At 65.5% G+C, this 1,563-nt stretch carries 1 protein-coding gene; it reads left to right on the top strand.

Annotation, left to right across the window (positions count from 1 at the left end; all coding sequences use genetic code 11):
• Positions 1–1,503: UbiD family decarboxylase (locus NW827_RS08975; protein ID WP_414503587.1), on the top strand; the 1,503-nt coding region annotated here is incomplete at its 5' end.
• Positions 1,504–1,563: the final 60 nt, after the last annotated feature.

Below are 1,563 nucleotides of genomic sequence, written 5' to 3'. Positions count from 1 at the left end.
AGAGATCTGCGCCGTTTCATTGCCCTGCTGGAGTCCCGTGGCCAGCTTCGCCGTGTCGCTGCGGAGGTGGATCCTGAGTTGGAAATTGCCGAGATTGCCGATCGCCTTTTGGCGTGCGGGGGGCCGGCGCTGCTGTTTGAGCGGGTGAAGGGATCCACCATGCCCCTGCTCATCAACGCCCTAGGCACCGTGGAGCGCATCTGCTGGGCCCTGGGGATGGAGGAGCCGCGGGAGCTGGAGGAGCTGGGGAAAAAGCTGGCCTTGCTCTACCAGCCGCGCCCGCCCAGAACCTTCGCCCAGGCAGTGGACCTGGGGCAGGCCCTGTTTCGGGTCTTCAAAGCTCGGCCCAGCCGGGATCTCTTCCCCCCCTGTCAGCAGGTGGTGCTGCTGGGGGAGGCGGTGGATCTCACCCAACTGCCCCTGCTGCGGGTCTATCCTGGCGATGCCGGACGGGTGCTGACCTTGGGGCTGATGGTTACCAAAGACCCGGAAAACGGCATCCCCAACGTGGGGGTGTACCGCCTGCAGCTGCAAAGCCGCAACACCATGACGGTGCAGTGGCTGTCGGTGCGGGGGGCCACACGGCACCTGCGCAAGGCGGCAGCCCTGGGTCGGAAGCTGGAAGTGGCGGTGGCCATCGGGGTGGATCCCGCCGTGATCCTGGCAGCAGCCACGTCCCTGCCGGTGGATCTGTCGGAGTGGCTGTTTGCCGGTCTCTATGCCGGGGAAGGACTGCCGCTAGCCCGCTGCAAGACGGTGGATTTGGAGGTGCCGGCCCACGCGGAGATTGTCCTGGAGGGCACCATCACGCCGGGGGAGGTGGCCCCCGACGGCCCTGCCGGGGATCACCTTGGCTACTACGGCCCTCGCAACGAGCAGGCTCCTCTCATTCGCTTCCACTGCCTCACCCAGCGCCGCGATCCCATCTACCTCACCACCTTCAGTGGCAAGCCCCCCAAAGAAAACGACATGATGGCGCTGGCCCTCAACCGCATTTACACCCCCATCCTCAGGCAGCAGGTGCCGGAGATTGTGGACTTCTTTTTGCCCATGGAGGCCCTGGGCTACAAGGCGGCGATTTTGTCCATCGACAAGGCCTACCCCGGCCAAGCGCGGCGGGCGGCCCTGGCTTTTTGGAGCGCCCTGCCTCAGTTTAGCTACACCAAGTTTGTCATCGTGGTGGACAAGGACATCAACGTGCGGGATCCGCGCCAGGTGCTCTGGTGCCTGTGCTCGCGGGTGGACCCGCAGCGGGATGTGTTTATTCTGCCGGACCATCCCTTTGACGCCCTGGACTTTGCCACCGAAAAGCGGGGCCTGGGGGGCAAGATGGGGATCGACGCCACCACCAAGATCCCGCCGGAAACGGACACCCCTTGGCGGCAGCCCCTGGCTCCGGATCCGGAAGTGGCCCGCCGGGTGGATCGCCGCTGGGCCGAGTATGGTCTGGCGGACCTCAAGCTGCAGCCGGCGGATCCCCGCCTATTTGGCTACGAGTTCTAGGGAGGGCTAAGAGGCTGGCAGGTGCAACAGGCACTCTCTTGGGGGGTGGTGATCCTGAGC

This window comes from Synechococcus sp. H70.1 (assembly GCF_047502705.1).
GTDB lineage: Bacteria > Cyanobacteriota > Cyanobacteriia > Thermostichales > Thermostichaceae > Thermostichus.
Note: the sequence above shows the minus strand (reverse complement) of the source record. Positions and strands in the feature narration are given on the sequence as shown.